Annotated in this window: 23 protein-coding genes; 6 read left to right on the top strand and 17 right to left on the bottom strand. The window is 62.4% G+C overall.

Features of this window, described 5'->3' with window-relative positions:
* Positions 1-47: 47 nt before the first annotated feature.
* The 16 genes from ACEXP3_RS11460 to tsaD all read right to left on the bottom strand — a co-directional run bounded on the left by ACEXP3_RS11460 (position 48) and on the right by tsaD (position 16,722).
* On the bottom strand, positions 48-3,044 hold the full coding sequence (locus ACEXP3_RS11460) for a 2-oxoglutarate dehydrogenase E1 component (RefSeq protein WP_377297375.1): 2,997 nt from the start codon (positions 3,042-3,044) through the stop codon (positions 48-50).
* A 175-nt stretch (positions 3,045-3,219) separates the two neighbouring features.
* Positions 3,220-4,122, bottom strand: a complete 903-nt coding sequence (sucD, locus tag ACEXP3_RS11455) for a succinate--CoA ligase subunit alpha (RefSeq protein ID WP_210105842.1) — start codon at positions 4,120-4,122, stop codon at positions 3,220-3,222.
* An 18-nt stretch (positions 4,123-4,140) separates the two neighbouring features.
* The gene (gene sucC / locus ACEXP3_RS11450; RefSeq protein ID WP_210105843.1) at positions 4,141-5,334 is read right to left on the bottom strand and encodes an ADP-forming succinate--CoA ligase subunit beta; all 1,194 of its coding nucleotides are present in this window, start codon (positions 5,332-5,334) and stop codon (positions 4,141-4,143) included.
* A gap of 34 nt (positions 5,335-5,368) precedes the next feature.
* Positions 5,369-6,331, bottom strand: coding sequence for a malate dehydrogenase (gene mdh, locus ACEXP3_RS11445; RefSeq protein ID WP_377297373.1), 963 nt, complete (start codon positions 6,329-6,331; stop codon positions 5,369-5,371).
* 174 nt (positions 6,332-6,505) lie between these two features.
* Positions 6,506-7,672: a cell division protein ZapE gene (gene zapE / locus ACEXP3_RS11440; RefSeq protein ID WP_377297372.1), complete on the bottom strand. Its 1,167-nt coding sequence runs from the start codon at positions 7,670-7,672 to the stop codon at positions 6,506-6,508.
* 45 nt (positions 7,673-7,717) lie between these two features.
* Positions 7,718-8,260 (bottom strand): protease inhibitor Inh/omp19 family protein, encoded by a 543-nt coding sequence (locus tag ACEXP3_RS11435; protein WP_377297371.1) that lies wholly within the window; start codon positions 8,258-8,260, stop codon positions 7,718-7,720.
* Between the two features lie 172 nt (positions 8,261-8,432).
* Entirely contained in the window at positions 8,433-9,212 is a 780-nt protein-coding gene (locus ACEXP3_RS11430) for a succinate dehydrogenase iron-sulfur subunit (RefSeq protein ID WP_210105847.1), read from the bottom strand.
* Positions 9,205-10,101, bottom strand: coding sequence for a glycosyltransferase family 25 protein (locus ACEXP3_RS11425; protein WP_377297370.1), 897 nt, complete (start codon positions 10,099-10,101; stop codon positions 9,205-9,207). Before ACEXP3_RS11425 ends, ACEXP3_RS11430 begins: the two co-directional genes overlap by 8 nt.
* Before the next feature lie 30 nt (positions 10,102-10,131).
* Positions 10,132-11,973, bottom strand: a complete 1,842-nt coding sequence (gene sdhA, locus ACEXP3_RS11420; RefSeq protein WP_377297369.1) for a succinate dehydrogenase flavoprotein subunit — start codon at positions 11,971-11,973, stop codon at positions 10,132-10,134.
* Between the two features lie 13 nt (positions 11,974-11,986).
* The gene (sdhD, locus tag ACEXP3_RS11415) at positions 11,987-12,361 is read right to left on the bottom strand and encodes a succinate dehydrogenase, hydrophobic membrane anchor protein (RefSeq protein ID WP_377297368.1); all 375 of its coding nucleotides are present in this window, start codon (positions 12,359-12,361) and stop codon (positions 11,987-11,989) included.
* A gap of 11 nt (positions 12,362-12,372) precedes the next feature.
* Positions 12,373-12,765: a succinate dehydrogenase, cytochrome b556 subunit gene (gene sdhC, locus ACEXP3_RS11410; protein WP_210105851.1), complete on the bottom strand. Its 393-nt coding sequence runs from the start codon at positions 12,763-12,765 to the stop codon at positions 12,373-12,375.
* Positions 12,766-13,217: 452 nt separating this feature from the next.
* Positions 13,218-13,862 carry a class I SAM-dependent methyltransferase gene (locus ACEXP3_RS11405; protein ID WP_377297485.1) on the bottom strand — a complete coding sequence of 215 codons (645 nt, stop codon included), beginning with the start codon at positions 13,860-13,862 and terminating at the stop codon, positions 13,218-13,220.
* Between the two features lie 9 nt (positions 13,863-13,871).
* Complete coding sequence (locus ACEXP3_RS11400; RefSeq protein WP_377297367.1) at positions 13,872-14,315, bottom strand: EVE domain-containing protein; 444 nt, start codon at positions 14,313-14,315, stop codon at positions 13,872-13,874.
* A 7-nt stretch (positions 14,316-14,322) separates the two neighbouring features.
* Positions 14,323-14,619 carry a YciI-like protein gene (locus ACEXP3_RS11395; RefSeq protein ID WP_210105853.1) on the bottom strand — a complete coding sequence of 99 codons (297 nt, stop codon included), beginning with the start codon at positions 14,617-14,619 and terminating at the stop codon, positions 14,323-14,325.
* A gap of 22 nt (positions 14,620-14,641) precedes the next feature.
* Positions 14,642-15,631 (bottom strand): NAD(P)H-dependent glycerol-3-phosphate dehydrogenase, encoded by a 990-nt coding sequence (locus tag ACEXP3_RS11390; protein ID WP_377297366.1) that lies wholly within the window; start codon positions 15,629-15,631, stop codon positions 14,642-14,644.
* Positions 15,628-16,722, bottom strand: coding sequence for a tRNA (adenosine(37)-N6)-threonylcarbamoyltransferase complex transferase subunit TsaD (gene tsaD, locus ACEXP3_RS11385; RefSeq protein ID WP_377297365.1), 1,095 nt, complete (start codon positions 16,720-16,722; stop codon positions 15,628-15,630). Before tsaD ends, ACEXP3_RS11390 begins: the two co-directional genes overlap by 4 nt.
* Before the next feature lie 81 nt (positions 16,723-16,803).
* Here tsaD and hemC point away from each other — a divergent pair, with 81 nt between their 5' ends.
* From hemC to ACEXP3_RS11355, 6 genes are all read left to right on the top strand, one after another.
* Complete coding sequence (hemC, locus tag ACEXP3_RS11380; protein WP_377297364.1) at positions 16,804-17,733, top strand: hydroxymethylbilane synthase; 930 nt, start codon at positions 16,804-16,806, stop codon at positions 17,731-17,733.
* Positions 17,734-17,737: 4 nt separating this feature from the next.
* The gene (locus ACEXP3_RS11375; RefSeq protein ID WP_377297363.1) at positions 17,738-18,436 is read left to right on the top strand and encodes a uroporphyrinogen-III synthase; all 699 of its coding nucleotides are present in this window, start codon (positions 17,738-17,740) and stop codon (positions 18,434-18,436) included.
* A gap of 107 nt (positions 18,437-18,543) precedes the next feature.
* On the top strand, positions 18,544-20,124 hold the full coding sequence (locus tag ACEXP3_RS11370) for a COG4223 family protein (RefSeq protein WP_377297362.1): 1,581 nt from the start codon (positions 18,544-18,546) through the stop codon (positions 20,122-20,124).
* Between the two features lie 12 nt (positions 20,125-20,136).
* Complete coding sequence (locus ACEXP3_RS11365; protein WP_377297361.1) at positions 20,137-21,780, top strand: heme biosynthesis protein HemY; 1,644 nt, start codon at positions 20,137-20,139, stop codon at positions 21,778-21,780.
* A gap of 8 nt (positions 21,781-21,788) precedes the next feature.
* On the top strand, positions 21,789-22,277 hold the full coding sequence (locus ACEXP3_RS11360; RefSeq protein ID WP_210106047.1) for a tellurite resistance TerB family protein: 489 nt from the start codon (positions 21,789-21,791) through the stop codon (positions 22,275-22,277).
* 79 nt (positions 22,278-22,356) lie between these two features.
* Entirely contained in the window at positions 22,357-23,100 is a 744-nt protein-coding gene (locus ACEXP3_RS11355) for a glutamine amidotransferase (protein ID WP_377297484.1), read from the top strand.
* Between the two features lie 6 nt (positions 23,101-23,106).
* Here ACEXP3_RS11355 and ACEXP3_RS11350 read toward each other — a convergent pair whose 3' ends face one another.
* On the bottom strand, positions 23,107-24,348 hold the full coding sequence (locus ACEXP3_RS11350) for an MFS transporter (protein WP_377297360.1): 1,242 nt from the start codon (positions 24,346-24,348) through the stop codon (positions 23,107-23,109).
* Positions 24,349-24,438 lie beyond the last annotated feature (90 nt).

The raw sequence follows: 24,438 nt of genomic DNA, 5'->3' as shown, positions 1-24,438 counted from the left end.
TCCGTTTTCTAACAGATATCGTTGAACTTCAGACGGGGCGGCTGAAATCAGCCGCCGAGCGCGTCTTCGAGGAAGGCTTCGAGCTGCGCCAGATGCTTCGACATCAGGCCCGTTGCCGGAGACGCAGCTGCCGGGCGGCCGGTGTAGCGCACGCGCTGGTACTTGGCGTCGATATGCGCCAGCACCCATTCCAGATACGGATCGATGAAGGCCCAGGCACCCATGTTCTTGGGCTCTTCCTGGCACCACACCATTTCCGCATGACGGAAGCGGCTGAGCTCGTTGATCAGGGCCTTGGCCGGGAACGGATAGAGCTGTTCCAGACGCAGCAGGTAGACGTCGTCGATGCCGCGCTTTTCGCGCTCTTCCAGAAGGTCGTAATAGACCTTGCCGGTGCACATCACGACGCGGCGGATCTTGGCATCCTTCTGGAGCTTGATCGGGCCGTCCTTGATCACTTCGGCATCATCCCACAGCAGGCGGTGGAACGAGCTTTCGCCGGCCATTTCGGCAAGCGTCGATGTGGCGCGCTTGTGGCGCAGCAGCGACTTAGGCGTCATCAGGATCAGCGGCTTGCGGAAGTCACGCTTCATCTGGCGGCGCAGGATGTGGAAGTAGTTGGCCGGGGTCGTGACGTTGGCCACCTGCATGTTGTCTTCCGCGCACATCTGCAGCCAGCGCTCGAGGCGGGCAGAAGAATGTTCCGGACCCTGACCTTCATAGCCGTGCGGCAGGAGGCAGACGAGGCCGGACATGCGCAGCCACTTGCGCTCACCCGACGAGATGAACTGGTCGAAGACGACCTGTGCACCGTTGGCGAAATCGCCGAACTGGGCTTCCCAGAGGGTCAGCGCGTTCGGGCGGGCCAGCGAATAGCCGTATTCGAAACCGAGCACGGCCTCTTCCGACAGCATCGAGTTGATGACTTCGTAGCGGGCCTGGGTGGGCGAGAGGTTGGCGAGCGGAATGTAACGCTCTTCCGTATCCTGATCGTAGAGAACCGAGTGACGCTGCGAAAACGTGCCGCGTTCGCAATCCTGGCCGGACAGACGAACCTTGTGGCCGTCGAGCGCAAGAGAGCCGAAGGCAAAGGCTTCCGCCATGGCCCAGTCGATCCCCTCGCCGGTTTCCACCATCTGCGCGCGGTTATCCATGAAGCGCTTGATCGTGCGGTGCGCGTTGAAGCCTTCCGGGATGGTCGACAGCTTGCGGCCGATTTCCTTCAGCGACTTCATCGGCACGGCAGTCTTGCCGCGACGCTGCTCGTCGGCGTTGTCAGCCGAGCGCAGACCGGACCACTGCCCGTCCAGCCAGTCGGCCTTGTTCGGCTTGTAGCTCTGGCCGGCTTCGAATTCCTGTTCCAGATGGGCGCGCCAGTCGGCCTTCATCTTCTGGAATTCGCCGTCGGTGATCAGGCCTTCGGCAATCAGGCGGGCCGCGTAGATTTCCGTCACCGTCTGGTGGGCGCGGATGACCTTGTACATCTTCGGCTGCGTGAACGCGGGCTCGTCGCCTTCGTTATGGCCGAAGCGGCGATAGCAGAACATGTCCACGACCACCGGCTTGTGGAACTTCATGCGGAATTCGGTGGCAATCTTGGCTGCGTAGACAACCGCTTCCGGATCGTCGCCGTTGACGTGGAAGATCGGCGCTTCGATCATCTTGGCAACGTCGGACGGATAGGGCGACGAGCGCGAATAGGCCGGATTGGTGGTGAAACCGATCTGGTTGTTGATGATGAAATGCAGCGTGCCGGCAACGCGGTGACCGCGCAGACCGGAGAGGCCCAGAATTTCAGCCGTCACGCCCTGGCCTGCAAAGGCGGCATCGCCGTGCAGCAGGAGCGGCAGAACCTTGGCGCGTTCCTTCAGCGGAATGACATCGCCATCCCAGGATTTTGCCAGCATGTCCTGCTTGGCGCGGGCCTTGCCCATGACGACCGGGTTGACGATTTCCAGATGCGACGGGTTGGCCGTCAGCGACAGGTGAACCTTGTTGCCGTCGAATTCGCGGTCAGAGGAGGCTCCGAGATGGTACTTCACGTCGCCCGAACCTTCGACTTCGTCGGGCTTGAACGAACCGCCCTTGAACTCGTGGAAGACGGCGCGGTGCGGCTTGTGCATGACGTTGGTCAGAACGTTCAGGCGACCGCGATGGGCCATGCCGAGAACGACTTCTTCCAGACCGTCCTGGCCGCCGCGCTTGATGATCTGTTCCAGCGCCGGGATCAGCGACTCGCCGCCGTCGAGACCAAAGCGCTTGGTGCCCTTGTACTTGACGTCGATGAACTGCTCGAAGCCTTCCGCCTCGATCAGCTTGGACAGGATCGCCTTCTTGCCGATGGCCGTGAACTCGACGCCCTTGCCGGGACCTTCGATCCGCTCCTGGATCCATGCCTTTTCTTCCGGGTTGGAGATGTGCATGAATTCGACGCCGAGCGTCGAGCAGTAGGTGCGCTGCAGGATCTCGAGCATTTCGCGGATGGTGGCGTATTCAAGCCCCAGCACGTTGTCGATGAAGATCTTGCGATCGTAATCGGCCTCGGTGAAGCCATAGGCGGTCGGCGACAGTTCGTTGTAATCCTCGACCGGGGCTGCAAGGCCCAGCGGATCGAGCTTGGCATGCAGGTGGCCACGCATGCGATAGGCACGGATCATCATGATGGCGCGCACGCTGTCGCGGGTCGCGCGCAGCACTTCTGCCGGATCGAGCGTCTTGCCGGCAGAGGCAGCGGTTGCTTCGGCCTTGGCCTGAACCTTCTTCTCGATCGCCTTTTCAACGACGGGCCAGTTGCCATCGAGCGCCGAGACGAGATCGCCATTGGCCGCAATCGGCCAGTTCTTGCGCTGCCAGGAGGCGCCCTGGGCGGCCTTCTTCACGTCTTCCGGGTTGTCGGCCAGCGCCTTGAAGAAAGACTGCCATTCGGGACCGACGGAATTCGGGTCCTCTTCATACCGGGCGTAGAGCTGCTCGATATAGCTGGCATTCGCGCCATCGAGGAACGAAGTGATGAGAAACTGCTCGTTGGCTTCTTGCCGTGCCATGATGTTCATGCGGGCTTTGACGCCCGCCTCCTGACGTAATGGGGGGCCGGAACTTGAAGCGCCGACCGTCGCTTTCAGTGTCTTTGCCGCGAGAGAGTCTTGCCCCTTGCGACCGAAGCAGGCGACCCTTTCACGGCTCGCCTGCCCGAAGCTTATCATGCAACGCTTATGTGGTTCAGCCCTTGAGGACTTCAACCAGCGTCTTGCCGAGGCGCGCCGGAGAGGGCGAAACCTTGATGCCGGCCGCTTCCATGGCCGCGATCTTGGATTCCGCGTCACCCTTGCCGCCGGAAACGACAGCGCCGGCATGGCCCATGGTGCGGCCCTTCGGAGCGGTACGGCCGGCGATGAAGCCTGCCATCGGCTTCTTGCGGCCCTTCTTGGCTTCGTCGATCAGGAACTGGGCTGCGTCTTCTTCCGCCGAACCGCCGATTTCACCGATCATGATGATCGAGGTCGTGGCTTCGTCGGCGAGGAACATTTCGAGCACGTCGATGAACTCGGTGCCTTTGACCGGGTCGCCGCCGATGCCGACAGCCGTCGTCTGGCCAAGGCCTTCGTTCGACGTCTGGAACACGGCTTCATAGGTCAGCGTGCCGGAGCGCGAGACGATGCCGACCGAGCCCTTGCGGAAGATGGAGCCCGGCATGATGCCGATCTTGCATTCTTCCGGCGTCAGGATACCCGGGCAGTTGGGGCCGAGCAGGCGCGACTTCGACTTGTCGAGCTTGGCCTTCACGCGCACCATGTCCATGACCGGGATGCCCTCGGTGATGCAGGTGATGAACGGGACTTCCGCTTCGATGGCTTCGATGATCGCATCGGCAGCACCTGCCGGCGGAACGTAGATGACAGACGCGTCGGCGCCGGTCTTCTCGCGGGCTTCGGCAACCGAGGCAAAGATCGGCAGGCTTTCGCCCTTGGAACCGGTCCAGGTTTCGCCACCCTTCTTCGGGTGAATGCCGCCGACCATCTGCGTGCCGTAATAAGCAAGCGCCTGTTCGGTGTGGAAGGTGCCGGTCTTGCCGGTCAGGCCCTGAACGAGGACCTTGGTGTCTTTATTGACGAGAATAGACATTGTTTCCGGTCCTTCAGATTAGGCGTTGATCGCCGCGACGATCTTCTTGGCAGCATCGTCCAGGTCGTCGGCAGCCGTGATCGCCAGGCCCGATTCGTTGAGGATCTTCTTGCCAAGCTCGACATTGGTGCCTTCGAGACGCACGACCAGCGGAACCTTGAGGCCGACTTCCTGCACAGCGGCAACGACGCCTTCTGCAATGACGTCGCACTTCATGATGCCGCCGAAGATGTTGACGAGGATGCCCTCGACCTTCGGGTCAGCCGTGATGATCTTGAAGGCAGCCGCCACCTTCTCCTTGCCGGCGCCACCGCCGACGTCGCAGAAGTTTGCCGGCTCCTTGCCGTAGAGCTTGATGATGTCCATGGTTGCCATGGCAAGGCCTGCGCCGTTGACCATGCAGCCGATATTGCCGTCGAGCGCCACGTAAGCGAGGTCCCACTTGGAGGCTTCGATTTCTTTGGCGTCTTCTTCCGTTTCGTCGCGCAGCGCCTTGACATCGTCGTGACGGAACATGGCATTGCCGTCGAAGGAGACCTTGGCGTCGAGCACGCGCAGATGGTCATTCTTCATGACGATCAGCGGATTGATCTCGAGGAGCGCCATGTCCTTCTCGCTGAAGGCCTTGTAGAGGATCGGGAAGAGCGACTTGGCATCTTCTGCCGCCGCACCCGAAAGCTCGAGAGCCTTGGAGATGGCAGCGACGTTTTCAGCCGTCACACCGGTTTCCGGGTCGATGGCGATGGTGTGGATCTTTTCCGGCGTGTCGTGGGCGACCGCTTCGATATCCATGCCGCCTTCCGTCGAAACGACGAAGGCAACCTTGCCGACCGAACGGTCGACCAGCAGCGAGCAATAGAGTTCGCGGGCGATGTCGGCGCCGTCTTCGATGTAGAGGCGGTTGACCTGCTTGCCGGCTTCGCCGGTCTGCGCCGTCACCAGCGTATTGCCGAACATTTCCTTGGCATGGGACTTGGCTTCATCGATGGAGAAAGCCAGGCGAACGCCGCCCTTGGCGTCGGGGCCAAGTTCCTTGAACTTGCCCTTGCCGCGGCCGCCAGCATGGATCTGGCTCTTCACCACGTAAAGCGGGCCGGGAAGCTGCTTTGCGGCGGCTTCGGCTTCTTCGGCGGAGAAGATCGCCACACCTTCGGCAACCGGTGCGCCATAGCTCTTCAGAAGAGCCTTGGCCTGATATTCGTGAATGTTCATCGTCTGGTCCTTAGGTCTCTAGGCCGTTGGGCGATTACTTGAGGGCGGGGGCAATGGCGGTGCAGGCTTCGCAGAGGCCGGCAACGGCGCCGACGGACTTCTGGAAAGCCGCCTGCTCTTCGCTGTTGAGATCGATTTCGATGATGCGCTCGACGCCGCCGGCACCGATGATGGTCGGAACGCCGACATACATGTCGTTGACGCCGTACTGGCCGGTCAGGTGGGCCGCGCAGGGCAGAACGCGCTTCTTGTCCTTGAGGTAAGATTCGGCCATCTCGATGGCGGAAGCGGCCGGCGCATAATAGGCCGAGCCGGTCTTCAGGAGGCCCACGATTTCGGCGCCGCCGTCACGGGTGCGCTGGATGATCTGCTCGAGGCGCTCCTCGGTGATCCAGCCCATCTTGACGAGGTCGGTCAGCGGAATGCCGCCGATGGTGGAATAACGAGCAAGCGGCACCATCGTGTCGCCATGGCCGCCGAGAACGAAGGCGGTGACGTCCTGGACCGACACGTTGAATTCTTCCGACAGGAACAGGCGGAAGCGGCCGCTGTCGAGAACGCCGGCCATGCCGACGACCATGTTCTTCGGCAGGCCGGAGAACTTCTGCAGCGCCCAGACCATGGCGTCGAGCGGGTTGGTGATGCAGATCACGAAAGCGTTCGGGGCATATTTTGCAATGCCGGCGCCAACCTGTTCCATGACCTTGAGGTTGATGCCGAGCAGGTCGTCGCGGCTCATGCCGGGCTTGCGGGCAACACCGGCGGTGACGATGCAGACATCGGCGCCTTCGATGGCGGCGTAGTCGCTTGCACCCGACAGCTTGGCATTGAAGCCTTCAACCGGGCCGGACTGGGCAATATCCAGTCCCTTGCCCTGCGGAACGCCGTCGGCAATGTCGAAGAGGACGATGTCGCCCAACTCCTTCAGACTGGCGAGATGCGCCAGCGTACCACCGATCATGCCGGAACCAATAAGTGCAATCTTCTTGCGAGCCATTGAAGCGTCCTCTCCATTCGGATGCGCGGCCGGCATGATAGCTGTCGACCGATATCGGCCACTCGCTTAGACCCAATGGAGAAAAATGGCAATCGATTCTTTTGGATGAAGGATTTTCAATCGGTTAGAAGTTAAAATTCTTACGTAAACGTAATACAATGTGTCGTAAAAAAGTCAGCTTCCGCGATGCTTCTCATCATGCAGAGCCAAATAATCCGGGCTGCGCATCTCAAACAGGCGGGAAATGGTCCGATCGAACTCGAAGCCCTCGGTACCACGCTTTTCTGTCAGAAGTGCGTCAGGCATGGCGGCAGCGCTCACGAACAGGCGGATGCTGCGGTCGTAGAGTGCATCAACAAGATTGATGAAGCGTTTCGTCTGATTGCGCTTTTCCGGACCCAGCAGCGGCACGTCCTCCACGAAGATCACGTCGTAATGCTCGGTGATGGCGAGATAGTCGGCAGCACCGAGCGGCGCGTCGCAGAGATCCGCAAAGGAAAACCGCGCTGCCCGCCCGTGGGCGCACGGGATGCGAATGCTGCGGCCGGGCCTTGCAACCTCCGCCGGCTCGGCCTTCGCCCCCCCGGTCACCTGGCGCCACGCAGCCTCCATCGCCGCCTTGTTGCGCGCATCAAGCGGCGACAGATAGACGGGCAGGCTTGCGAGCTTCTCCATCCGGTAATCGGTCGGTGAATCAAGGGTCACCACATCGACGTTCTGCTTCAAGAGATCGATGAAGGGCAGGAACAGGCTGCGATTGAGGCCTTCGCGATAGAGATCGTCCGGCGCCACGTTGGACGTGGCGATGAGGACGCAGCCGAGCGAAAACAATTCGGTAAACAGCCGTCCAAGGATCATCGCATCCGTGATGTCGGTCACGGAGAATTCATCGAAGCAGAGGATCTGCGCCTCGGCATAGAGGGCAGCGGCGACCGGCGGAACCGGATCAGCCTGCTTCGTCTCGCCCGCCTTCAGCTTCTGGCGATGGACATGGATGCGCGCATGAACATCGGCCATGAATTCGTGAAAGTGGCAGCGGCGCTTGGCGGCCACGGACACTTTTTCGAAAAACATGTCCATCAGCATGGTCTTGCCGCGGCCGACGGAGCCATGGACATAGAGGCCGCGAATATCGCCTTCGCTGCGCTTGCTCTTGCGGGCAAACAGCCAGCCGAGCGCGCTGGTCTTCTTGGCGGGGGCCTTGTCGCGCAGGGCAGACAGGACACGATCGAGACGGGCCGCTACCGCCATCTGCGCGGTGTCGAGCTGCAGGGTGCCGGCAGCCGCCATGGAGTTCAGCGTGTCGCTCACGCTGTGATTATAGTCGGGAAGTGAAGCCATGAGGCGCCTCGGTGAGCCGGGAGACAGCATCTCCCGGCGGTCAGCTTACCGGCTGAGGCTGATCGACTGGCCGGAATTGGTCGTGCCGTCGAAGCGGCTGTCGGCGCTCTTATAGGCGCGGGCAATGACATCGCCGCTGCGGTTCTTGAAGAGAACGGTCTTCCCGTTCACTTCCCAGGAGCCCATCGTGGTCAGCTCACCCGAGCAACCGCGGGTGCCGCCGCGTGCACCGCTGCCGAGATTGGTGAGCGTCAGGAACATGTCGCAGGTGGCGCCCGATGCGTTGACACGCCAGTTGCCGACCATGGATTCCTTCGTCACATCGAGAGCCGTCGCCGGCGCCTGGCCATCGCCGCCACCCGGCGGCAGGGATGCTATGTTCTGGCCCTGAGGTGCGGCCGGGAACTGCGAACCGCCAGCGCCCGGTGCATCGAGCGATCCGGACTGAACGGAAGGCACCGGCTGTGCCTGCAGGGGGGCAGGATTGGTGGGAGCAGGCAGCGCGTTATAGGGATTGTAGGAGGTACGCTGGCAGCCGGCCAAGGCAAGAGCAACCACAACGCCGGTCACCACATATCTGAACTGCATCACAAAGCTCCTAAAACCGCTCAACGCCCATCCCGCTATTGGACTGGAGGGCTGAATTATCGCCAAAGGACAGGCCAAATCAAGCCGGTCCGCCCGTCAACCATGCCTATTCAGCCCCGAGCCCACGCAGATGGAACACATCTGCGCGAGGTCAAGACCTTCACAAAACCGATCAGACGCGGCGCTCGACCATCATCTTCTTGATTTCGGCGATGGCCTTGGCGGGATTGAGACCCTTGGGGCAGGTCTGCGCACAGTTCATGATCGTGTGGCAGCGGTAGAGCCGGAAGGGATCTTCCAGGTTGTCGAGACGCTCGCCCTTGGATTCGTCACGGCTGTCGATCAGCCAGCGATAGGCCTGCAGCAGAACGGCCGGACCGAGATAGCGGTCGCCATTCCACCAGTAGCTGGGACAGGAGGTAGAGCAGCAGGCGCACAGGATGCATTCGTAAAGCCCGTCGAGCTTCATGCGATCCTCGTGGCTCTGCTTCCATTCGGTCGCAGGTGGCGGCGAAACCGTCTTCAGCCAGGGCTCGATCGAGCGGTGCTGCGCGTAGAAATTGGTCAGATCCGGCACGAGATCCTTCACCACCGGCATATGCGGCAGCGGATAGACCTTCACCGTCCCCTTCACGTCGTCCATGCCCTTGGTGCAGGCGAGCGTATTGGCGCCGTCGATGTTCATGGCGCAGGAGCCGCAGATGCCTTCGCGACAGGAACGGCGCAGCGTCAGCGTCGGGTCGATATTGTTCTTGATGTAAAGGAGGCCATCGAGAACCATCGGGCCGCAATTGTCGATATCGATGTAATAGGTATCGATGCGCGGGTTCTGACCATCATCCGGGTTCCAGCGGTAGATGCGGAATTCACGGACATTGGCGGCACCGGCCGGCTTCGGCCAGACCTTGCCTTCGGTCATCTTGGAATTCTTCGGGAGAGCAAGTTCAACCATTGCTGGACCTTCGATCCTCGGCGTCAGCCGCCGTTCTGTTACCTAGGTTATAAACATCCGGCGCCCATTGCGCCACGGTCGCATTCAAGAGTGCGTGAGGGCGACCATCGGCCGCCGCCCACAGGAGAGAAAAACGTTCCCTCGCCCGGCGCAGCGCAACGGCCAGACCTCGCCCGAAAGGGGCCCTCCGCCTTGCGCGCTTCTGGGCCTTCGCCGTCGCAATCACGCTTTCGGCGCCCGATTGCATGACCGGCCAGGGCGACAGGTCGACGATCCTCAGGCCATGCCACGACGGCGCCCAGAGAAAATCATCGGCCGGAATACAGGCCTTCCCGATCCGCGCCAGCAGCCGTTCGGCTGCCTTTCGCGTCACGATATAGGCGGCCGCACCCGAGCAGGGTCTCAGCGACCGCACCAGTCTGTGCGCACCAAGCGCTGCCACTGGCAGAGCCTTTCGCCCGCCGGGGCGAAAAATGCCTTCGAGCTTGACGATATCGGCATCAAAACCGAGCGCCAGAAGGTCCTCCACCACGCGCGCGAAACCGGGCTGCGGCTCGGCATCGTCTTCCAGCACAAGCGCAAGCTCGAAGTCGCTTGCAAGAAACTGCCGCCAGGCCATCACATGGCCCGCAAGGCACGCTTCCTCCGTCAACATGAACAAGCGGTTGCGGTGTGCGTTCCATCCCACCGCATCCGGCGGAAATTCAAGCGCCGATCCGCGCACGGCAAGAACCGCCTGCGGATCCTTGCGCGCATCGACCCCCACCACCCGGTGAAGCGGCCAGGGCAATGCGCCAAAGCCTTGTTCCATCTGCCGCCAGCGGTCCGGCGACCGGTCGAGATTGATCGCAAACAGGCCAAGAGGCCTCCCCCCGGGGACGCTTTTCATCGCACCTTGAAGGGAGGTTGCCACCATGGATCAGTACACGCGTGCCTTCGGCTCGATCTTTACCGGATCGATGCCGTCTGCGATAAGGTCGGTGTGGACCGGACGGTAGTCCAGCTTGACGTCGCCGTTTTCGCTGACCCAGGCCAGCGAATGCTTGCGCCAGTTGACATCATCACGACCGGCGAACGCACCTTCGGTGTAATCTTCGCGCGCATGGCTGCCGCGGCTCTCCTTGCGGGCCTCGGCGCTGTAGACCGTGGTGATGGCATTGGCCATCAGGTTCTGCAGCTCAAGCGTTTCGACGAGGTCGGAATTCCAGATCATCGAACGGTCGGTGACCTTGATATCCTTCATTTCGCCCCAGATGGCCGACAGACGCTGGCAACCGCTTTCCAGCGATTCCTGCGTGCGGAACACGGCCGCATCTTCCTGCATGGCGCGCTGCATCTTGTCGCGCAGCACAGCCGTCGGCGTCCCGCCGGAGGCGTGGCGCAGACCGTCGAAGCGATCCATGATCTTGTCGCAGGCCGCGATGTTGAGCGCCGGTACCGGCGAGGCACGATCGATGACCTGGCCGGCGCGGATGGCGGCGGCACGACCGAAGACCACGAGGTCGATCAGCGAGTTGGAGCCGAGGCGGTTTGCGCCATGCACGGATGCGCAACCGGCTTCGCCCACGGCCATCAGGCCAGGCAGCAGGCGTTCCGGGTTGTTGGCGTCGGCATTCAGCACTTCGCCCCAGTAGTTCGTCGGAATGCCGCCCATGTTGTAGTGAACGGTCGGCAGGACCGGGATCGGCTCGCGGGTGACGTCGACGCCGGCAAAGATCTTGGCGCTTTCGGAAATGCCCGGCAGACGCTCATGCAGCACGGCCGGATCGAGATGGTCGAGATGCAGGAAAATGTGGTCCTTGTTCTTGCCGACGCCGCGGCCTTCCCGGATTTCCATCGTCATGCAGCGCGAGACAACGTCACGCGAGGCCAGGTCCTTTGCAGACGGCGCATAGCGCTCCATGAAGCGCTCGCCTTCGGAATTCACCAGATAACCGCCTTCGCCGCGTGCGCCTTCGGTAATCAGACAGCCGGAGCCGTAGATGCCGGTCGGGTGGAACTGCACGAATTCCATGTCCTGCAGCGGAAGCCCGGCACGCGCCACCATGCCGCCGCCGTCGCCGGTGCAGGTATGGGCAGAGGTTGCCGAGAAATAGGCGCGGCCGTAACCGCCGGTTGCCAGAACGACCATCTTTGCCGCAAAGCGATGGATGGTGCCGTCATCGAGGTTCCAGGCGACGACGCCCGTGCAGCGGCCGTCATCCGACATGATGAGGTCGAGCGCGAAATATTCGATGAAGAATTCGGCATTGTGCTTCAGCGACTGGCCATAGAGCGTGTGCAGGATGGCGTGGCCGGTACGGTCAGCTGCAGCGCAGGTGCGCTGGACCGGCGGGCCGGCGCCAAAGTTCTGCATGTGGCCGCCGAAGGGCCGCTGGTAGATCTTGCCTTCCTCGTTGCGCGAAAAGGGCACGCCATAATGTTCCAGCTCATAGACCGCCTTGGGGGCTTCCATGACCATGTACTGCATGGCGTCCACGTCGCCCAGCCAGTCGGAGCCCTTCACGGTGTCGTAAAGATGCCACTGCCAGCTGTCCGGCGTCATGTTCTTCAGCGAGGCGGCAATGCCGCCCTGGGCTGCAACCGTGTGGCTGCGCGTCGGGAAAACCTTGGTGATGCAGGCCGTCTTGAAGCCCTGCTCGGCCATTCCGAGCGTTGCGCGAAGGCCCGCGCCGCCGGCACCCACCACGATAACGTCGTAGGAATGGTCGACATAGGTATAGGCCTTGCCGGTCTGCGCGATGGGAGTGATCGATGCCATGACGGAATTAACCTCAGAATGCGATCTTCAAGGCGGCGAAAAGACAGAGGCCACCCACAAGAAGCGAGAAAAACGAGTTGAGGATCAGGAGCGCCAGCTTCATTTTTTCCGAATGAATGTAGTCCTGAAGGATCTCTTCCATGCCAAGCCGCATGTGGACGATGCTGGCGATTATGGTCAGGGCATTGATCGTGGCGATGAACGGGTTCGAGAGCGCCGAAACCACATCCGCATACGGCCGGCCGGCATACATGACCAGGAAGCCGAGATAAAAAAGAAGGAGCGGAACCAGCGCCACAGACGTGGTGCGGACCTTCCAGAAGTGCTCCGTGCCGCTCTTTGCCGAACCAAGACCCCGAACCTTGCCGAGGGGAGTGCGCATATCCATCTACAATCTCCTCAGCGAATGATCAGCACGACGGCCCAGACAAGGACGGTCAGCACGACAGAGGCCACCAGATTGGCCTTGGCCAGCATCGTGGAGAATTCCTTCTCGAAGCCGTAGCCAAGATCCCACATGATATGGCGCAGGCCGCCGATCAGGTGGTGCAGCATGGCCCATGTGTAGCCGAACAGGATAACCTGCCCTACGATGGAGCCGAAGAACCAGTTCACCTGGTTGAAATATTCTTCGCCAGACGCCGCTGCAATCAGCCAGGCCGCCACAAGCACCGTGCCGAAATACAGCGCACCACCGGTAATGCGGTGCACGATCGACATGGCCATGGTGGGGACGAAACGATAAATTTGCAGATGCGGCGACAAGGGCCGATTCTTTGTCACATTCGCCATCATATCCTCGCGGCGTTCGGGGCGCATTCACGCGGGCGCGCGTCCGGCAATGCACGATGCCGAAGAAATGTGCATTGCATCATGGGGTGATTTAATCGTCGTGCGGCAAGACCACAAGCCAAATCAAGAAGGATTTTAAATTTAATCGATTGGGGCCGGCCAGATCACACGACGGTCGGGTGCATCATGACCCGGATTCGTCCGTACAGGTGAAATTATATCAGTTTTTCACCGTGTTAGCGCCCATTGGATACAGAATATGTTAATGTACGGTGAAGCTCAAGACGGGATAACGGCTGCCAAAGAGGCACCGCCGCACCCCGTATCGTCGTGCCATTGAGGAGTGCAGCGCAAAAAGGCAGCTGCTTGCGCCGAAAACGCGGCGTAAGCCGGCGATTCGCAAAGCCCGATCTGCCTCATCCTTCAACACTGCGGATGGCACTGACCGCCTGTCAAACGAAGCGCCAGACGGTTGTCTTCTTCACGTCGCTGTCCTCCAGCGCCCGCGTCACCGGCACCTGATAGGTGGCAAGCGGCACAAGCCGGTCCTTCGGAAGGTAGCTGCGGCCCGGATCACCAACGATGACCTGCCTGCCCTCGTCTGCCAGACGGCTGAACCAGGGGATGAGGGCTGCGGCAAAATCGCGATCGTAGAAGACATCGCCGGCGAGGATCACCTCGGCCGCGACAGGTCCGCCCACTAGGTTCTCTTGCGTGAAGGCGATCGTCACGCCGTTTTCTTCAGCGTTGAGTTCGACGGCAGACGCCGTCCAAGGATCGATATCGGCGGCGAGGACGGATCGGGCGCCGGCAAGCCTTGCGGCAATGGCCACAAGGCCGGAGCCGGTTGCGAAATCCAGCACCGATTTGCCGGCAACCAGATGCGGATGATCAAGCACGTATCGCGCAACGCCTTGCCCGCCCGCCCAGGCAAAGGCCCAGAAGGGCGGCGGAAGCCCGATTGCCTCCAGGTCCTCCTCGGTCTTCAGCCAGAGATCATGCGCTTCGTCGGCGAGATACAGCCGGATTTCCGGCACATGCGGCGGCACGATGACTCGCGTATTGGCAAGAATGAAGCTGCGCGGCTCGGTTTTCAGGGAAGGCCCCTATTCCGACGGCGAGAGCGGAGGATTGTCGAGGCCGCCCATCCGGCAGACCTCGAAATACTCCTCGTCCGTCACCGGCTGCACGGACAGCCGCATGGAAGTGACCAGCGCCATCTTTTCAAGCTTCGGATTGGCTTTGACATCCTTCAGCGAGACCGGCCTTGGCATGTCGCAGACAGCGCGGATATCGACGCAGTCCCAGCGCAGATCGCCTTCCGCCGTCGAATCCGGATGTGACAGCGCGCAGACTTCCACGATGCCGACGACTTCCAGCCCTTCGTTGGAGTGGTAGAAAAAGCCCTTGTCGCCGATCTTCATGGCCCGCATGTTGTTGCGCGCCAGATAGTTGCGCACGCCGGTCCATTCCTCGCCGGCCGCGCCCTTGGCCTTCTGCATGTCCCAGGACCATTTGAACGGCTCGGATTTATAAAGCCAGTATGCCATGCGCGCCTCAAGCCTCCGGCTTGTTGAAGACCCAGTTGAAGGGTTTTACCTCGACGGACTGGAAGAGGCCGGCCTTGGCGTAGGGATCGGCATCGGCGATTGCCCGGGCGTCCTCGATGCTCTCCGCCTCGACGATGACAAGGCTGCCGTTCGGCTTGCCGTCGCCATCGAGGAACGGTCCGGCCATCTTGAGGATACCCTTGTCGTTCAACGCATTCAGATGCTCCAGATGCGTCGGACGGGTGTCCATGCGGACATTGAGGTGGCCGGGCTTGTCGGCGCAGACGAAGGCAAAAAGGGCCATGACATCAGTCTCCTGTCTCAGGTTATTCGGTGGTGATCGGGCGGGTCATCAGCTGTTCCATGGCGGTACGGACGTCAAGCCGCCCTTCCATGATGGCTGCAACCGCTTGCGTAATCGGCAGTTCAACGCCATGGCGCTCGGAAAGGCTTGCGGCGATGCCGGCAGTATAGGCTCCTTCCACGAGCGACCCGCCGGACATGTCCGCCGGCGCACCCTGCCCGAGCGAAATGCCGAAACGCAGGTTGCGCGATTGGTGACTTGTGGCCGTCAGCACCAGATCGCCAAGACCCGACAGTCCGCGCACCGTATCGGCACCGCCCCCCATGGCAGCCACCAGCCGCGACATTTCGGCAAGGCCGCGCGCGATGAGTGCGGCACGGGCGGATTCGCCGAGCCCCGCCCCTTCGACCACGCCGCAGGCAATCGCCAGCACGTTTTTGAGCGCCCCGCCGAGCTGCACGCCGATGCGGTCGCTCGAGGCATAGAGGCGGAAGGTGCGGCCCGAGATCGCATGCGCCAGCCGCTCGGCAAGCGTCATATCATTTGCCGCAAGAGACATGGCGGTCGGAAGCCCGCGGGCGATATCGGCCGCAAAACCGGGGCCGGAGAGGACTGCGACCGGATGATGCGGCAGTTCCTGTTCCAGAACGTCCGTGAGCAGGCGCCCGGAGGCGCGCTCGATGCCCTTGGCGCAGGTGACGATGACGGCTTCAGCGCTGAGATAGGGGCCGTAATGGCGCGCAGCATCGGCATGGGCCTGCGAGGGCATGGCAAACAGCACAATGCTTGCCTTTTCCAGCGCATCGGGTTCTGCGGAAAACTGCAGCATGTCGGGAAGCGGAACGCCGGGAAGCGCCGCATCATGCACCCGGTCATTGCGCAAATCCGCCATCAACGCCGTGTCGCGGCCAATAAGAGTGACGTTCGCCTTGCCCTCCAGCGCCATGACTGTCGCAAGCGCCGTGCCGAAGGCTCCGGCACCGATGACGACGATGTTTTCCCGTTCGCTCATGCCTTGGCTCCTCGTTTTCCGGATCCGATGAGGGCTGCTGCTGCTGCATCCAGCGGCCAGCGGGACCGCGGGGCGGTGGAGATGGGATCATCCGGCAGGCCGGCGGCCATGCGCTCCAATCCCGCCCAGGCAATCATCGCCGCATTATCGGTACAGAGTTGAAGGGGCGGCGCGATGAAGCGGACCCGGTTGGCGTCACACAGATCCTTGAGCGTCGCACGGATCACCTGGTTTGCCGCAACCCCACCGGCCACCACCAGCGCCGGTTCGGCAAGTGCCGGATAGCGCTCCCTGAAGCGGGCAAGACCGCGGCCGATGCGATCCTTCAGCGTGCGCGAAATGGCGTGTTGGAAGGAGGCGCAGATATCGGCGATATCCTGTTCAGTGAGCGGCTGGATGGCAGTTGCCGCCTGGCGCACCGCCGTCTTCAGACCGGAAAAGGAGAAATCGAGGCGTGCTTCGCCGACCAGAGGACGCGGCAGCGCAAATCGGTTCGGATCGCCGCTCCTGGCAGCCTTTTCCACTGCCGGACCACCGGGATAAGGCAGGCCGAGCAGCTTTGCCGTCTTGTCGAAGGCCTCGCCCAGCGCATCATCGATGGTGGTGCCAAAGCGCTCGTAGTCACCAATGCCCTTCACCAGCACCAGTTGGGTGTGCCCCCCGGAGACGAGCAGCATCAGGTAGGGGAAGGACAGCCCATCCGTCAGCCGCGCCGTCAGCGCATGGCCTTCCAGATGATTGATGGCGTAAAGCGGCTTGCCTGCCGCACGCGCAATCGCCTTGCCGGTCATCAGGCCGACCAGAAGGCCGCCGATGAGGCCGGGGCCGGCGGTTGCGGCCACCGCATCAATGTCCTGCAGGCCGACGCCGGCACGGGTCAAGGCTTCCTCGATCAGGCCGTCAAGGGCTTCCACATGGGCGCGGGCGGCAATTTCCGGCACGACGCCGCCAAAGGCGCTGTGTTCATCGAGCTGCGACAAAACGACGTCGGAGACGATCTCGCCCGCCCCATCGGCATGGCGAACCACGATGGATGCGGCGGTTTCATCGCAGCTGGTTTCGATGCCGAGAATGCGTAAGGCGCGGGTCATGGTGACTGAAACGGTAGGGGCGAATTGCGATGCCGGTGAAAGCCGGTTACGAAGCTATCGCGTAACAATGGATGACGAGAGATGCAAACAAAACCTTTCCGGATCGGCACGCGCGGCAGCCCGCTGGCGCTTGCCCAGGCCTCAGAAACGCGCGCCCGGCTGATGACCGCGCATGGCCTGCCGGAAGAAATGTTCGAGATCGTCGTGCTCTCCACCAAGGGTGACCGCATCACCGACCGGGCGCTGTCGGAAGTCGGCGGCAAGGGTCTGTTCACCGAGGAACTGGAGGCGCAGCTTCTGATCGGCGAGCTGGATTTTGCCGTGCATTCCTCCAAGGACATGCCGACGACGCTTCCGGCCGGGCTTGAACTTTCCGCCTATCTGCCGCGCGAGGATTTTCGCGATGCCTTCATCGGCCGCACTGCCCCCAGCCTGATGGCACTGCCGGATGGCGCCGTCGTCGGCTCCTCGTCGCTTCGACGGCAGGCACTGATCCGGCGTCGCCGGCCGGATATTTCCGTCATCAACTTTCGCGGCCTTGTGGAAACTCGGCTGCGCAAGCTGGAAGAAGGCCAGGTGGATGCAACGCTTCTGGCGCTTGCCGGCCTCAACCGTCTGTCCATGCCCGATGTGGCAACAGAACTGATGGACCCAACCGATTTCCCGCCGGCACCGGCGCAAGGCGCGATCTGCATCGAAAGCCGCATTGGCGACCGCCGCGTGCTCGACCTGCTGGAATCGGTCAACCACCAGCCGACCTTCGATGCCGTCTCCTGCGAACGGGCGTTCCTGGCAGCCCTTGACGGCTCCTGCCGCACGCCGATTGCCGGCTACGCGATCTGCGAGGGCGAGCATCTGAAATTTTCCGGCCTGATCCTCACACCGGACGGAAGCCGCGAACATGCGGTGGAAATGGAAGGGCTGCGCAGCGAAGCAGGAAAACTCGGCGCCAAGGCCGGCACGCTTGTGCGCACCGCCGCCGGCCCCGATTTCTTTGCCGACTGGACCTGACGCCATGCGGGTGATCGTGACGCGCCCGCTTAAAAGTGCCCGCCGGACGGCGATCAAACTGGCAGCCCTCGGTCACGAGGCACTGCTGCTGCCTCTGACGCAGGCCGAGCATTGGACGGATGTGGGCCTTGCCGCACTTGCCCGGCCACACCGCGCCATCGTCTTTACCAGCGCCGAAGCTATTCGCGCGCTTGCAGGCATCGATCTTGCGCGCCATGCCGAAACGCCGGTTTTCACCGTGGGCGAGGCGAGTGGAGAAGCAGCTCACAAGGCGGGTTTTCGCCGTGTCACGGCAGGTAGCGGAACCGGTGAGGATCTGGCGAAGCGGATCGTCGGGACAGGCCTTGATCCGCTGCTCTACCTTGCCGGAACGCCACGCTCACCGGGTTTTGAAGACGAGCTGCAGCGGCAAGGGGTGAGATGCCATGTGGCGGAATGCTATGCCATGGTGCCGAGACCGTGGACGACGGCGGAAATCGCGCTCCTTGAGCCCACCCCCGATGGCTTGCTGCTCTATTCGCGCGAGGCAGCGCGGCTTTTCTTCACCCATCCTGCGGTCCGCGCGCGCAGGCAGGGCCTCGCGGGTCTGCGCGTCTATTGCCTGAGCCGCGCCATCGCCGATGCCATTCCGGATGATTTTACCGTAGAACGGGTAATTTCGCCCGCCCCGTCAGAGGCCGAACTTCTGGCGCTTCTGAGCTGACGCGATTTTTCTTTGGTCACAGGCGGGAACCAAAATCGGTCGCGCCTCTTTCCATCCTCCTTCCGGCTGACTAGTTTCAAAAGAGACAGTCGCAAAATGAGGTTGCCATGGTTTCCGACAAGCCGCCACGCCGCTCCCGTTCGGGAAAGACACCGGTCACCCTGGATCTTTCGGCCGACAAGGCTGTCGATCAGGCGGAGCCTTCTGTCATTGCCGAACCGGTGCGTAGCGACGATACCGACCGCATGCTGCCGAAGACCGTGGCGGATGCGGGATCGCTGGCACCGACTGGCTCCAAGCCTGCCGCTCCTTCGCTCGGGGAAAGCAATGCGAAGCCGGTGACAGCGGAATCGCCCGCTCAGAGCGTGCCGGCCGATGGCAATGCCGCGCCGTCTCTATCCCCCGCAAGCGGTGCGCCACTCGCGGCCAATGTCACGCCCTCTGCCGCTGCAAGCGTGCCCGTTGATGCGGAAAAGGCAGCCACGGCGGCAAAAACGGAAACCACCAAGCTGGATACGACGAAGACAGACACAGCCAAGGAGGCGGCTTCCGTAACCGGCGCTCCCAAGACGGGTTCACCGGACGCAAAGTCTGATGGTCCAGCGCCGAAAATCGCCGGCAGCGCCGGCCCAACTTCGGTGCCGCCTGGCGGCAAACCGGCAAGCTCTGCTTTCCCCGGTGCGAGTTCGTCTTCATCAGGCACCTCATCCGGTGCTTCGGCTTCGCCTTCTTCATCGAGGGCTGCGGCGGCAGTTCCGCCAGCGGCGCGGGGGCCCTCCGGCGCAAGCCTTGCCGCAGCGGGCATCGTCGGCGGCCTTGTCGCCCTGCTGCTGGCCGGCAGCATGCAATATGCCGGCTACCTGCCCGGCCCCGCCGCCTCAAACGGCAATAGCGCTGTTTCGGCCGAGATTGCCGATCTGCGCCAGCAGCTTGCAAGCTTGCGCAATGCGCCGGCTTCGGGCACCGATAATGATCTTGCCGCCCGTGTGAGCGCGCTTGAAACCTCGATCGGCAATAATGGCACTGCCCCGGAGGTGACGGAACGTCTTTCGTCCCTGCAGCGGGACATCGAGGCCCTGCGCTCTTCGACCAAGAACGACGATGCAGCTGCGGCCGATCTCGGCCAGCGCCTCTCCGGCATCGAAACCCGGCTGAACAGGCCCGGCCCCGAACAGGCGATCGCGCGTGCGCTGGCGGCAGCCGCCCTCAAAGCCGCCACCGAACGCGGCGGATCCTTCGCCGCCGAACTGCAGACCTTTGCCGACGTTGCCGCCGATGATCCGGCCGTAGAGGGCCTGCGCGCCTTTGCCGTTGACGGTGTGCCGACACGGGCCGATCTCGTGCGCCGCCTGCCGGCCGCGACCGACGCGATGATGGACGCCTTGCACCAGCCGGCAGAGGGTGAAGGCATTGCAAGCCGGCTTCTGTCGAGCGCCATGCGCGTCGTCAAGGTGCGCCCGGTCGGTGATGTGGCGGGTGAGACGCCGGAAGCCGTGGTGGCGCGGATCGAGGATCGGGTCAAGGCCGGCAATCTGCAGGCGGCCGTTTCCGAATGGAATGCGCTTCCTGAAGCGGCAAAGCAGGCGTCGCAGGACTTCCGGCGCGCTCTGGATGCCCGGATCAAGGTGGACGAACTCGCAAGCGGCACCCTGACCCGCGCCATGACAAGCACCGGCACGGCTGGTTGAGGAGAACCCTGCATGATCCGTCTGTTCATCTTCGCCGTCGTCACGCTTGGTCTCGGGTGGAGCTTTTCGTGGCTTGCCGAACGGCCCGGCCTCATCTCCATCACCTGGCAGAACCATCTCATCGAGACGAGCATCATGGTGGCGGCAACGGCCATGGTTGCGCTCATCTTCGCGGTGATGTTCGTCTGGTGGTTGATCCAGACGATCTGGACCTCGCCGCATTCCGTGCGTCGCTATTTTCGCGCCCGCAAGCGGGATCGTGGCTACCAGGCGCTGTCGACCGGCATGATTGCCGCAGGCTCCGGCAATGCGCTGCTCGCCCGCAAGATGAGCGCCCGCGCTCGCGGCCTTCTGCGCGCCGATCAGGAACCGCTGATCCAGCTTCTGGAAGCCCAGACCGCGCTCATCGAAGGCCGCTACGAAGAAGCACGCGAAAAATTCGAAAAGATGGCGGAAGATCCCGAAACCCGGGAACTCGGTCTTCGCGGGCTTTATATGGAAGCCCGCCGGCTCGGCGCCAATGAGGCCGCCCGCCAGTATGCCGAGACGGCCGTAGAGCATGCGCCGTACCTGCCGTGGGCGGCCGAGGCGACGCTGGAATATCGCTGTCAGTCCGGTCGCTGGGAAGATGCCATCCGGCTTCTCGACCAGCAGAAAATCGCCAATGTCATCGACAGGAAGCAGGCAGACCGCTGGAAGGCCGTGCTGTTGACGGCGCGGGCCACCGAGCGTCTGGAGGGCGATCCGAAAGGCGCTCGCGACGATGCAACCGCTGCCCTGAAGCTTGCCAAGGATCTGGTGCCGGCCGGCATCATTGCAGCGCGCGCCCACATGCGTGAAGACAATCTGCGCAAGGCGGCCTCCGTGCTGGAAAGCCTCTGGAAAATTGCCCCGCACCCGCAGGTGGCCGAAACTTACGTGCGTGCGCGCAGCGGCGATAGCGCGAGCGACCGCCTGAAGCGTGCCGAAAAGCTGGAAGCGCTGAAGCCCAACAATCCGGAATCGCTGCTGGCCGTTGCCCAGGCCGCCCTCGACACCAAGAATTTCGCCAAGGCGCGTGAGAAGGCCGAAGCTGCGCTGCGCATGGCGCCGCGTGAGAGTGCCTATCTGCTTCTGGCCGACATCGAGGAAAGCGAGACGGGCGACCAGGGGCGCATCCGTCACTGGATGGCGCAGGCGCTGCGTGCACCGCGCGACGCGGCCTGGGTGGCCGATGGCGTCGTCTCCGAACGCTGGCTGCCGATGTCGCCGGTGACCGGGCGCCTGGACGCTTTTGAATGGAAGCAGCCCTTCGGCCAGCTGGAAGGGCCGATCGAGGAAGGCACGCTTGCCGCCGAAAGTGCGATCGCAAGCCTGCCGCCGGTTCATAAGACAACGCCGACACCTGTCCGTGAGCCGGTCGTGGCGGTGACATCAAGCCCGGCTGCGGCCGAACCGGCCATTACCCCCAGCCCGTCGCCGGTAGCCCCCGTGCCTTCAGTCGAAAAGCTGAAGCCTGTGGACACGCCGTCCCTTGCGCCGAAGGCGCAGGCTGAAGACCCGATCAAAGGTGGCCAAACGGCACCCGATCCCTTCAACGGTCGACCACCGGATGATCCCGGCGTGAAGGATCAGAATGCGCAACCGGAACCTGCCACGCGCCTGCGCATTTTTTGAGTATGATGATGTTTGACCGTATCCAGGATTTCTTCCAGTCGCTGACCGACGACCGGGCAGACGACGAGTTTGCGCCCGATGATCCGCGCGTTGCCTTTGCCGCCCTCTGCTTTCAGGTCATGGAAGCGGACGGACGTGTCTCGGAAGCGGAAAAGTCGAAGTTAAAGCTGCTGCTGCGCGATCGCTATCAATTGGACAGTAGCCATCTGTCGAGCCTGATCGAGGCCGGGCGCACGGCGGGCTCCGAAGCGGTTGACTATTATCGCTTTACCTCCGATCTTAAGCGGCATCTCAGTCCCGAGGACTGCGTGAGCCTGGTGGGGGTCCTTTGGGATCTCGTCTATGCCGATGGCGAGCGCAGCGAGATGGAAGATCACGTGATCTGGAGGATAGCGGATCTTCTCGGCGTCTCGGCAAGGGACCGGGTGCTGGAGCGCCAGAAGGTTGCGGCGCGCACGATTGGTTTGGATGGCGGAGGAGATCAGGGAGGAGACTGAGGAAAACCGGATGCTGATGACCCCTGCCAGCCATATTGCACCACAGACCCGCCAAAATGGCTCACGCCGCCCGACGGACATGAACAAACAGCCGATCCTGGTCGTGCTGCATCAGGAACGCTCCTCCCCCGGCCGCGTCGGACAAATTCTTCTCGAAAAAGGCTTTCCCCTCGATATTCGCCGCCCCGTGCTGGGCGATCCTCTGCCCGATACGCTCGCCCATCATGCCGGCGCCGTGATCTTTGGCGGTCCGATGAGCGTCAATGATCCGGATGCTTTCGTGAAGGCCGAGATCGACTGGATTTCGGTGCCGCTTCGCGAAAACAAGCCTTACCTCGGCATCTGTCTCGGTGCCCAGATGATGGTGAAAAACCTCGGCGGCACGGTTGCGGCCGAAGGCAATGGCCTCACCGAAATCGGCTGGTACCCGCTGCGCGCCACCGAACACGGCCGGCTGCTGATGCGCTGGCCGAAGATGGTCTATCATTTTCATCGCGAAGGCTTTGACGTGCCGCGCGGGGTCCAGCTTCTGGCGGAAGGCGATGCCTATCCGCATCAGGCCATTCGCTATGGCGACAATGCCTGGGGCGTGCAGTTCCACGCCGAACTGACGCGCGCCATGATGCATAGTTGGGTGGTGCGCGGCGCCTCGCGCTTTGTCATGCCCAACGCCCAACAGGGACGTGAACATCTGGAAGGGCGCATGATCTTCGATGCGCCGCTGAAGGCCTGGCTCTACGACTTTCTCGACCTTGTCTTCGAGCGTTCCTCCGCGGGCGATGCCGGAAAACACCAGACGCTGGATGCGCCGGTCGCCGGTTAGTCCAGGTCACGGATTGGAGGGTGCGTCGAGATTGTCGATCTTGCGCAGCTTCGGAAAACCGAGCGCCCAGATGATGGACACGGCGAGCGTGCCGAACCCGCCGATGACGACGGCCGGTACCGCACCCACCACATGCGCCATCGTGCCGGCGCGGAATTCACCCAACTCGTTGGATGCCCCGACAAACACCATGTTGACGGCGTTGACGCGGCCACGCACCTCGTCCGGCGTCCACAGCATGATCAGGCTTTCACGGACATAGACCGAAATCATGTCGGATGCGCCCATCAGCATCAGGGCGGCGATCGACAGCCAGACGGTCTGCGAAAGGCCGAATATCACCGTGGCAACGCCGAACAGCGCCACGCCGCCGAACATGGCAAGGCCGGCATGCTTGCGGATCGGATAGGCCGCCAGAAGCACGGCCACCACGATGGCCCCAATACCCGGCGCCGAGCGCAGGAGCCCGAGCCCCCAGGGTCCAAGTTCCAGGACGTCGCGCGCAAACACCGGCATCAGCGCAACCGCGCCGCCGAGGAGGACAGCAAACAGGTCGAGCGAAATCGCGCCCAGCACCACTTTTTCGCTGGAGATGAAGCGGAAGCCGGCAAGGATCGTCGTCCAGCTGACGGCTTTCGAGGTTGCGGTCCGCTGGGACGGTTTCGGGATGCTGACGATCAGCACCGCGGCACCCAGCATGAAGGCGAGTGCGACCGAATAGGCAGCCACCGCACTGGCGCCATAAAGCAGCCCGCCAGCCACCGGTCCAAGGATGGAGGCCGTCTGCCAGGAGGAAGAATTCCAGGCAATGGCGTTGGGCAGGTCCTTTTCCGGGACAAGGTTCGGCGCAAGCGACTGCACGGCCGGCCCCATGAACGCACGCTCGATGCCGAAGACGATGAGGATGCCGAATACCGGCCAAGGCGAAAAACTGTGCGTCACCGTCAGGAACAGAAGCGCTGCCGTGCAAAGAGCGGCAAGCATCAGGCAGACGGCCACGATCGCGCGCCGATTGTAGCGATCGGCGACCGAACCGGTAACGAGGATCAGCAACAGCGAGGGCAGGAACTGAAAGAGACCGATCAGGCCGAGATAGAGCGCGTTACCGGTGACATCATACATCTGCCAACCGACGGAAACGCTGACGATCTGCGTGGCAAAGGCGGCGAGAAACCGGCAGAAGAAGAAACGCACATAGGAGGAGTGCCGGAACGCGGCAAAACGGTCATCAGCGGCAGGCAGGGACATTAGAGACGCTTTCGACGTGCCGCCAGGCAGGCGGCCGCTCGTTAAACATGATTCGCCATAGGCCTTGAAACGGCACTTGTCGCCTAAGTC

Origin of the sequence: Neorhizobium fuzhouense, assembly GCF_042611105.1 — a bacterium.
GTDB lineage: Bacteria > Pseudomonadota > Alphaproteobacteria > Rhizobiales > Rhizobiaceae > Neorhizobium > Neorhizobium galegae_A.
This window is presented reverse-complemented; position numbering and strand designations above follow the sequence as displayed.

Excerpts from the sequence above, each read along its gene's own strand:
- sdhA (WP_377297369.1), bottom strand. The coding sequence starts at position 11,973 with ATGGCATCGATCACTCCCATCGCGCAGACCGGCAAGGCCTATACCTAT.
- mdh (WP_377297373.1), bottom strand. The coding sequence starts at position 6,331 with ATGGCTCGCAAGAAGATTGCACTTATTGGTTCCGGCATGATCGGTGGT.
- sucD (WP_210105842.1), bottom strand. The coding sequence starts at position 4,122 with ATGTCTATTCTCGTCAATAAAGACACCAAGGTCCTCGTTCAGGGCCTG.
- sdhC (WP_210105851.1), bottom strand. The coding sequence starts at position 12,765 with ATGGCGAATGTGACAAAGAATCGGCCCTTGTCGCCGCATCTGCAAATT.
- ACEXP3_RS11370 (WP_377297362.1), top strand. The coding sequence starts at position 18,544 with ATGGTTTCCGACAAGCCGCCACGCCGCTCCCGTTCGGGAAAGACACCG.
- tsaD (WP_377297365.1), bottom strand. The coding sequence starts at position 16,722 with ATGACCCGCGCCTTACGCATTCTCGGCATCGAAACCAGCTGCGATGAA.
- ACEXP3_RS11390 (WP_377297366.1), bottom strand. The coding sequence starts at position 15,631 with ATGAGCGAACGGGAAAACATCGTCGTCATCGGTGCCGGAGCCTTCGGC.
- zapE (WP_377297372.1), bottom strand. The coding sequence starts at position 7,672 with ATGGCTTCACTTCCCGACTATAATCACAGCGTGAGCGACACGCTGAAC.
- hemC (WP_377297364.1), top strand. The coding sequence starts at position 16,804 with ATGCAAACAAAACCTTTCCGGATCGGCACGCGCGGCAGCCCGCTGGCG.
- ACEXP3_RS11430 (WP_210105847.1), bottom strand. The coding sequence starts at position 9,212 with ATGGTTGAACTTGCTCTCCCGAAGAATTCCAAGATGACCGAAGGCAAG.
- sdhD (WP_377297368.1), bottom strand. The coding sequence starts at position 12,361 with ATGGATATGCGCACTCCCCTCGGCAAGGTTCGGGGTCTTGGTTCGGCA.
- ACEXP3_RS11460 (WP_377297375.1), bottom strand. The coding sequence starts at position 3,044 with ATGGCACGGCAAGAAGCCAACGAGCAGTTTCTCATCACTTCGTTCCTC.
- ACEXP3_RS11360 (WP_210106047.1), top strand. The coding sequence starts at position 21,789 with ATGTTTGACCGTATCCAGGATTTCTTCCAGTCGCTGACCGACGACCGG.
- ACEXP3_RS11350 (WP_377297360.1), bottom strand. The coding sequence starts at position 24,348 with ATGTCCCTGCCTGCCGCTGATGACCGTTTTGCCGCGTTCCGGCACTCC.
- ACEXP3_RS11425 (WP_377297370.1), bottom strand. The coding sequence starts at position 10,101 with ATGAAAAGCGTCCCCGGGGGGAGGCCTCTTGGCCTGTTTGCGATCAAT.
- ACEXP3_RS11435 (WP_377297371.1), bottom strand. The coding sequence starts at position 8,260 with ATGCAGTTCAGATATGTGGTGACCGGCGTTGTGGTTGCTCTTGCCTTG.
- ACEXP3_RS11375 (WP_377297363.1), top strand. The coding sequence starts at position 17,738 with ATGCGGGTGATCGTGACGCGCCCGCTTAAAAGTGCCCGCCGGACGGCG.
- ACEXP3_RS11395 (WP_210105853.1), bottom strand. The coding sequence starts at position 14,619 with ATGGCCCTTTTTGCCTTCGTCTGCGCCGACAAGCCCGGCCACCTCAAT.
- sucC (WP_210105843.1), bottom strand. The coding sequence starts at position 5,334 with ATGAACATTCACGAATATCAGGCCAAGGCTCTTCTGAAGAGCTATGGC.
- ACEXP3_RS11365 (WP_377297361.1), top strand. The coding sequence starts at position 20,137 with ATGATCCGTCTGTTCATCTTCGCCGTCGTCACGCTTGGTCTCGGGTGG.
- ACEXP3_RS11355 (WP_377297484.1), top strand. The coding sequence starts at position 22,357 with ATGAACAAACAGCCGATCCTGGTCGTGCTGCATCAGGAACGCTCCTCC.
- ACEXP3_RS11400 (WP_377297367.1), bottom strand. The coding sequence starts at position 14,315 with ATGGCATACTGGCTTTATAAATCCGAGCCGTTCAAATGGTCCTGGGAC.